Genomic DNA, 8,369 nt, shown 5'->3' on the forward strand with positions numbered 1-8,369 from the left:
TATTTCAATCCACAGGCCTCCTGCGAGGCCCGACCGCAAATAGTACTAATTTTTCAATGTGAAAACACTCACACATAGTACATATTGCACTAAATTTTTATTTTACAAATAGTATTTTATCCAAAATTCTAAACTATAAAATACCAATATTTATTTTTGGGTGTGCGAACCTACTAGAAAAAATATGTTTACTCATGGTTCGCCTAGACTTAAATAGATAAAAAATCATCTACAGGATTATAACTTTTAGATTTACCTAACGTTTCTATACGTGCAGATGCTTTATCTCCAAGATTATACAATCGTATACTATCATTTTCACTCATTATTTCAGATAAAATTCCTTTTAATAACCTATATTGAGTTGGATCAAGCATACATTCAAAAACAGAATTCTGAACTCTTTGTCCGTAATTTACGCATTGTTTTGCTATTTTACGTAATCTGGCTTTCCCAGCTTCGGTTTCTGTATTTACATCATATGTAACTAATACTAACATATTTTACCTCCAAATAAAAGCAGGATATCCCTCTAAATCACCTCTTACAAATCTTGCCAGCAGCATAGCTTGAGCATATGGTAATACACCCCATTCTATTTTCTCCTTCAAATAAGGATGTGTTATTTTTTCTTGCTTTTTATTTTGCCAAGCTTGTTGTATTTTTTTTCTACCGTTTTCACTGATTATGACAGCTCCGCTATCTTGTTTTTCAAACATATTACCATTTACTACACCATTGTTAATCAAACTCAATACAAAACGATCTGCTAAACATGGTCTTAATTCTTCAATTAAATCTAATGCCAACGATTTTCTCCCTGCTCGATCAGTATGCATAAATCCGACAAAAGGATCTAACCCTACTGTTTCTAGTGCAGAACAACACATACTTGTTAGCATCATATATACAAATGATAATAGTGCATTTATATTGTCCAATGGGGGTCTTCTATTTCTACCATTAAATGCAAAATCTTCTTCATTTCTCAATATCATATCATTAAATCTTGAGAAATATGCGCTTGCAGCTACTCCTTCGTATCCTCTAATTGATTCTACATTATCTGCCCTTTGAACTTCATCAATCATATTTTTAAGAATCGTAATAGCATCTTCAAAATCTGTTTTATTAATTCTATTTTCATGATCTCTAATCATTCTACTTAACACATTTTTCTCATTTACAATTTTACCTAAAATAAAATTTTTACTAATCTCAGTTTTTAGTTTTTCCATATCGGCTATTTTATACTGCTCTCTTCTTAACAAAACATTTCCCTGCGTTCTTCCAGTTGGTCTTGCCAAAAAGTATCCGCGTGGTGTACAAAATACCATATCAATATTTTTTTCTACACATTTACCAATCAATGCTGGTGATGCTCCAGCATATGAAAATATATATATACCTTCTAGAATATGAAGTGGAAATCTGCCAAGAGTATTATCTTTTTCTTTTATAACAACATTTTCTCCATCCAACATTGCATAAGCATTTTCTGAAGTTACATATAATACGTTTAGTAGTTTTCTCATTTTACTCTTGTACCATCCTTTTCATATACGATTCAACTGATTCTTTATTATTTAATTCAGGTAAACAGTTTTCTTTCAAAGAGCACATATCACACTTCTTTGTGTATTTTACTTTAGGTGTATATCCTCTTGAAAAAACATCATGCATTTCTTTTGCAATTTTTTTGACCTCATTTCGTATATTATCATCAAATTCTATAACCTGGCGTCTTCGATTTTCTCCATAAAAAATTGCACCTTCTTTTATTTCACAACAATACATTTCCTCAAGACATATAGCTTGAGCACACACTTGTGAAATATCTTCAATAGTATATTTTTTCTTTCCTCTTTTATATTCAATTGGATAAGGAATCCATTTCCCATCATAACCATGTATTGTTACACCATTATCATTTCTATGAAATTCAACTATATCACATTGTCCAGAAAATCCAAGACTTCTTGAATGAATATATAATCCTCTACTTACAATAATGTCTCCTCTTTTTTCCACGCTCAATCCATCATGAGCTTTTTTATGAAAGAACTGCCCATCAACAGTTCTTTCATTCTCAGCCCATTGATTTTCAATATGAATTAATGCCCATTGTCTCCTACAAAATACATAATGCTGAATACCTGATAATTGTAAAAAATCATCCTCATTAAATTCCATCTACTATCTCCAATTTTACATTTGGTAGTTCAGTTACTTCAATATTGTAATCATCAAATGATTTTGGAATATCAATATCATCTTTTAAAGTCACTTTAACACAATCATGAACTTTCTTAGATGAATAATCTCCGTCTTTACAACTATGTTCCATCCAATATATCTTATTAACTTCCATTGAACCGTCTGGTCTAGCTGATGACGAATCATTAATGAATAAAGTTCTTAAACATTCTTTAATTGTTAATGCATCATCTTCTGTAAAACCTGTTTTCTCCGCTAATTGCACATTTATAGATCCTTTTATGATATAAACACCAAATTTAACATAATGTTTCATACCCATAGTATCTGAACTTTTTCCATCTTTTGTTTCACTATTAACACTCTTTGTTATTTGCATAGATTCTATTTCAACAGGTGATACAGATTCTGCTTGATGAATTGACACTGGGCCTCTCACTCCTACTGATACTCCAGAAGAATCTTTTGACTTAAACGCAAATACCTGTCCAAAGCTTCTTACATCTAACCATGTTTCGCAAGCCTTCTTTTCATATTCGTTTCTATCCTTAATTCCTTTTAAATACCCCTGCGCTCTATCACTTAAACTCTTATACTCATCTACTTTCTTTTCTTCAGATTGAACAAAAACTGGTTTCCCTAAATCAATCATTCTATTTCTTATTTTTCTTTTTATACATACATCTGAAATTTCTCCTAAACCATCATAATCTGTACGTGGTCTATTTCCATTTAATGGATCTCCATTAGGATTTGCATTTTTTACTGTTACAATTGATACAAAATCGATTTTTTTATTAAAATTACTCATGTTTTTTCCTCCTATTTTTCCATGTTTTCGTTATCTTTTTTTGTATATAATGATCTTCTCTGTAAATAATATCCCATCAAATACGAATCTTTTAAACTTTTATTCCATTCACTCTCAGGAAAATTATTAATTTCACTCAGAATTTGTCCAATCATTTTTTTATAATAAACAACTTTACCAGGATTTAACCTTGTAAAATATGCTCTCTGCATCTGCTTTTCTAGTTCGTTAGCGTAGTGCATAGGCTTTTTACAATACACTGATTGCATACGCATTGCGTTAGTTTCTCTTTGATTCTCTTCATTACTGCCTAAAGCGTCTTTTTCTATCTTTTCATAAACAGCTAACAGTCTTCCAAATTGATAACTAATATCTTTCCTTTCCTGTTCTAATTCCATTGCAAAATCCTCCTTCATGTAATCATAATGAAATTTTCTAATAACTGCACAAGTTATATTTAACAATTTTCTTCTAGTATTGGTTCCGTATAAATAAAGCTTAGATGCATTATTTACTATATTATTTTTTATATCTCTAGGAAATAATTCCTCATTTAATCTACACTGTAGCAATCTATCCACTGTTTGCTTGCTTATCCCATCTGATATTTCCACTTTCCCTTTTCCCGATTTATCACGTTCTACACCAAATGCATATTTCGTGATCATTAAAATAGATGGTGACTCTATGTTTGTACTTTTATAACCATACCAACTACAGTATTCATCCCATTTTCTGAGTTTTTCTAAATAATCATCTATCAATATTTCATTGTAATTTACTAATGCTAGTCTACCCGTTGTAGCCGCATCAAAAACAGCAATAACAACTTTTGAATTAACTTTATTTTTTAAGTTTGATTTATAACTTAACACAGCTTTCAATAATTCATCTCTATAATCTGACAACTTAACTATTTCCGGATTTTCGCTATTATCATACATAGCCGCCATAAATGGATCCATACACTTTGGAATAATCTCACCTTCTGGACTCCACCCTAAAAAACAACGTCCTCCTATGATAACTCCTTGATTAGTTATCAACCACTTTAACGCGTTATGTGCTTTTTGTGATGCTGTGTAACTAATTCCTATTGCTTGTTCTTGTTCCAAAAATCTACCTTTGAATGTAAAATTTGTTGTATCATTAGCTGATATCAATTTAGCATTACCATTCAATGAAAAAATTCCTTTCAAATGTTGTGAAGCTAAAGGTTCTTTTTTTCCTGTCACATAACAAATGTCTTCATTATTTTTTTTTACTTTATCTAAATAAAACTTAGTATATTTCTCCATTAATCTTGTATCATAATAGACCTGTGTCTTACCTTCTGAACCAATGACATTCCACACTATCATTATTTTTTCATCTATTGATTTATCCGACTTCATCTTTAGTAATTCATCTTTTTTTAAATCAACCAATAAAGAATTTTTCTTTACATAATTATATATGGCAACAATTTTATTATCTGAATAATCAGATTCAATCCACTCTTTGAGTTGATTCATATATAACTCTTTTGCTTCAGTACTTTTTTTATCATATGAAACCAAATATTTTATTTGATCACATAACGCATGCGGATTTGGTTTGGAAGTTCTTCCAGATGATTTTTCCGTAACCGGTATAATCACTTTGGCTTTTTCTTCAGACGCCCCTATATAATTTCCATCTATATCAATTTTAACTTCAATATCTGCTTTTGTAATTATATGGGCTATTGGACATAATGGTTCTTCTTCATTTTTTTCCGAAACACTTTTCAAAAAATCATATGTTACCATTGCTTGTTGTAATAATCCCAATTAATCCACCTCCTTAAATTCTTCTATTCCTATAAAATTCTTTTTATTTTCAAATATTTTCATTTCAGCATCTCGAACTGTTTTATGGCTTGAACATTCTTCTGGCCGGCAAAAATTAATAATTCCATTTTTCATAGATGGACGCCAAAAATTAATTGTAATTTTATTTTTAGTCAGCTCATCATAAGCTTCATCTGGATATGTAATGCCATGATACATCTCTCCAAAAGAGATTTCATCTATTGCATCATATGCACCTTTACCACTACCAAATGTACATGGTTCGACATACCCTTGACACTCTCTTGTTCCAAGGAATATATCCCTTCTTCCACCTTTTTTTATCATACGTTTTGCTATATTATGATGTTTGTTTTCATTTCTATCCATTTCCAATTCTGGTCTGTTATCATTCCATTCAAAATGTGCCCTTACTTGATATCTAACATTTTTTAAATATGTATAATAGGATAAATCATTTCCTCCATTCATCTTTATAGGTCTTATTCCTTTTGTTTCCATGGAAATATGATTCATTATTCTAACTTCATCTATAAACCATATTATTGTTGGTTTCCAATAAACAGATGCCAATATTCCTTTTATTGCCTCATATGTTGGAATTTGATAACTACACTTTTCTCCACCAACTCTCATTATTGGATCCGAAAATAATGCATTTTTCCCTGTAATTTCAAATTCTACAATGTTTGAATGTTCTGTTTTCATTTTACACCTCCATATAATCTAATGTTATATTTTCTAAAATAACTCCTGTATTGTCATCGTAGTACTCGTTTTTCAAAAGTAAAATATCCGAATCCTCCTGTGGCAAATATATTGCTTTCTCATCTAATAGTTTTTTTGCTTGGTACGGATATAACGTAACCGTGAACTCTTTAGCTTTACTTATTACTTCATTCAAATAAGTATAATCAAATTTTACTTTGTCACTACACATTTCATTGATTATTTCTTTACCTCTTCCATACGGTACAATTACACTTAATGTGTCATCATCAAAAACTTTAAAAGAACGACCTGCTTCTTTAAAGGCTTGTTTCAATAAATGCTTGTTATTACTACTATTTAGCGATTCAATATTATCTGAAAGCATACTAAAAATACTACGCTTTTTGCTTTTAAGATAATACTCTGTATAATTTGCCTTGTTTGATATCTCTTGATAAAAAATATTGTAATAATCTTTTATCGCTTGATCCGAAGTTATATCTTTTTTATATAATTCAGGATTTTTTTGATATTTATACAACAATTTTTCGGTTGAATCTTTACCTTTTTTTATTTCACTTAACATCTGTAAGTTTTCATCTGTACAATTTATCATATAAACATTTTTTATTTCCGAATATTCACCATTTCTATTACATCTACCTGCTGCTTGTACAACACTATCTATTCCCGCCATAAACCTAACAACACATGAAAAAGATAAATCTACACCTGCTTCCATGACTTGAGTTGATATACAAACAATTGGAGTATCATTATGACTTAGACCATTTTTTATTTTTTCAAATATCTTTTTTCTATGATTAACACACATAGAAGCTGATATATGATAACACTTAACTATTCTGGAAAGTTCATTATATATAAACTCACTCTCACTTTTCTTATTACAAATAATTAAAACACTCTTATTTTTACTAATGATATCTAATAATTTATCGGGCACCTTACTTAAAGTACTCGATCCAAGGAATTCTACATTAGTTCTCTTAAATACATTCCATAAATTTTTATCATATTTAACTATATCTTTAACATCAACTTTAATTGGAAACTTTATACTGTCACTTTCTAATTCAGGTTGTGTAGCCGAACATAAGACAATAGTTGTATTACAATATTCACTCAAAAAAGTAATCATCTGATTAAACAACGCTAACATCTTAGTTGGTACAGATTGTACTTCATCTATTACTATTATCGAATCGGCTAAAGATGAAAATCGTCGTATACTGGAAGTTTTTCCTGAAAAGAAAGTTTCTAACAATTGCACGAGTGTTGTAATTATAATTGGTGACTTCCAATTTTCAAGTAACAATTCTTTTATATTTAATTCATCATATTTATTGTTAATGTCAACAACATTTGAATGATGTTCTAAAATCATTTCTGAATCACTAATATATTTTTTTATAACCTCCGCATTCTGTTCAAGAATAGTTAACAATGGAAAAACATATATTATTCTTTTTTTTGAAAATGTCTTTGCATGTGATAAAGCATATCTTAATGTACTTAATGTCTTTCCAGCACCTGTAGGCATATTTACTCTATATATTCCACATGGTAATTTTGAAGCCTTATAACATTCATCCGACATTTGCATTCTAGCTTTATTTATTTTTGATACATTATCAAATTTCGAAATTTCATTTTCAAAATGTATCACCTGTTTCTCCCAAAACGATTCCATATCTATTAATAAATCGTTCTGCTTACTATTATCCATAAATTCTGCTGTATCTCTTCTATCCGCATCTATTAATGCTGATTGTATCAACCTTACGAAGTTACCTATCAAGCAAAAGAATACTTTACATTTGCCATCAGACTTTATATCTAATTTTTGGAACAAATCTAAAAAATCTGATATCTCATTACAAGCTTTTTTATAAGTTTCTTTTAATTCTTCTTCATCAATAACATTCTTAAAAAATTCCTTTTTTGCCTCTTCATAACCTATTAAGTTATTTTCATCCAACCTATGTTCAAACCCATCATTTCCTGATAAGTCGAGGCAATCAAATTGACCATGATGTGCGCCAATTGCGTAAGCCATAATTTCGGTACTTATTCTACTTTTAATATTCGATTCTAACTGTTCCAACAATTCAAAAATGATTCTTACACCTGCAAAGGTATGATTTACAGAACCTCTTCTAGTATTCTTACCTTCATAAGCGGCAATAATATATCTATTAAATTCTTCTTTCATCTTACCCGCATCATGTAATAAACCAATCAGTTTACCTACTGAAGACAGATTTAATGATGATAAATTTTCACTTGCATATACTGAAACATTTTCACAATGTTCCTTTACAAATTGTTTTGTTCCATCTTCTCTTATATGAGCTATATATTCTTCCATGTTTTCACCTCTTTCTCTATGAATTTAATTCTGTACTATTTATTTTTATGCATTTTTAATTTTTCATTCTAGGGTTAATTTACTGTTCCTTGAATGAAAAACTAAAACCCAACTGAAATATCGTCTGATTACACAAAATCGATTTTTGACATCAAATTCGACTTTTTTAGGCTACCTTCTTTCTGAAAAGGTGCTATAATTAGCTTATTCCAGACAGTGGGTATATTGAAAATTGCATAGCAAACAGACGGCTGGCTAATTCTTATGCAAAAGTAAACGCGACCCGTCTAATAACACCTATTGACAAATCGATTACTACCTGCATTTAAGTCTTTTAGTTACTTTTCAAAAAATAAGTCTGGCATCAAATGCACTTCATCGGGTGGGATGAGGTGCATTTTTAATA

At 30.0% G+C, this 8,369-nt stretch carries 7 protein-coding genes; all 7 read right to left on the bottom strand.

Features of this window, described 5'->3' with window-relative positions; translation table 11 throughout:
• Positions 1-209: 209 nt before the first annotated feature.
• From cas2 to BLV79_RS11755, 7 genes are read right to left on the bottom strand one after another with little or no spacing between them, the layout of a single operon-like run.
• The gene (cas2, locus tag BLV79_RS11725; RefSeq protein ID WP_074719162.1) at positions 210-500 is read right to left on the bottom strand and encodes a CRISPR-associated endonuclease Cas2; all 291 of its coding nucleotides are present in this window, start codon (positions 498-500) and stop codon (positions 210-212) included.
• 3 nt (positions 501-503) lie between these two features.
• The gene (gene cas1c, locus BLV79_RS11730; RefSeq protein WP_074719164.1) at positions 504-1,535 is read right to left on the bottom strand and encodes a type I-C CRISPR-associated endonuclease Cas1c; all 1,032 of its coding nucleotides are present in this window, start codon (positions 1,533-1,535) and stop codon (positions 504-506) included.
• Between the two features lies 1 nt (position 1,536).
• Complete coding sequence (gene cas4, locus BLV79_RS11735; RefSeq protein WP_074719166.1) at positions 1,537-2,193, bottom strand: CRISPR-associated protein Cas4; 657 nt, start codon at positions 2,191-2,193, stop codon at positions 1,537-1,539.
• Positions 2,183-3,028: a type I-C CRISPR-associated protein Cas7/Csd2 gene (gene cas7c, locus BLV79_RS11740; RefSeq protein WP_074719168.1), complete on the bottom strand. Its 846-nt coding sequence runs from the start codon at positions 3,026-3,028 to the stop codon at positions 2,183-2,185. The genes cas4 and cas7c overlap by 11 nt, the downstream gene beginning before the upstream one ends.
• An 11-nt stretch (positions 3,029-3,039) precedes the next feature.
• Complete coding sequence (gene cas8c, locus BLV79_RS11745; protein WP_074719170.1) at positions 3,040-4,839, bottom strand: type I-C CRISPR-associated protein Cas8c/Csd1; 1,800 nt, start codon at positions 4,837-4,839, stop codon at positions 3,040-3,042.
• Entirely contained in the window at positions 4,840-5,568 is a 729-nt protein-coding gene (gene cas5c / locus BLV79_RS11750) for a type I-C CRISPR-associated protein Cas5c (protein WP_074719172.1), read from the bottom strand.
• Between the two features lies 1 nt (position 5,569).
• Positions 5,570-7,963 (bottom strand): CRISPR-associated helicase/endonuclease Cas3, encoded by a 2,394-nt coding sequence (locus tag BLV79_RS11755; protein ID WP_074719174.1) that lies wholly within the window; start codon positions 7,961-7,963, stop codon positions 5,570-5,572.
• Positions 7,964-8,369 lie beyond the last annotated feature (406 nt).

It is taken from the genome of Lachnobacterium bovis DSM 14045 (assembly GCF_900107245.1).
GTDB classification, from domain to species: domain Bacteria; phylum Bacillota; class Clostridia; order Lachnospirales; family Lachnospiraceae; genus Roseburia; species Roseburia bovis.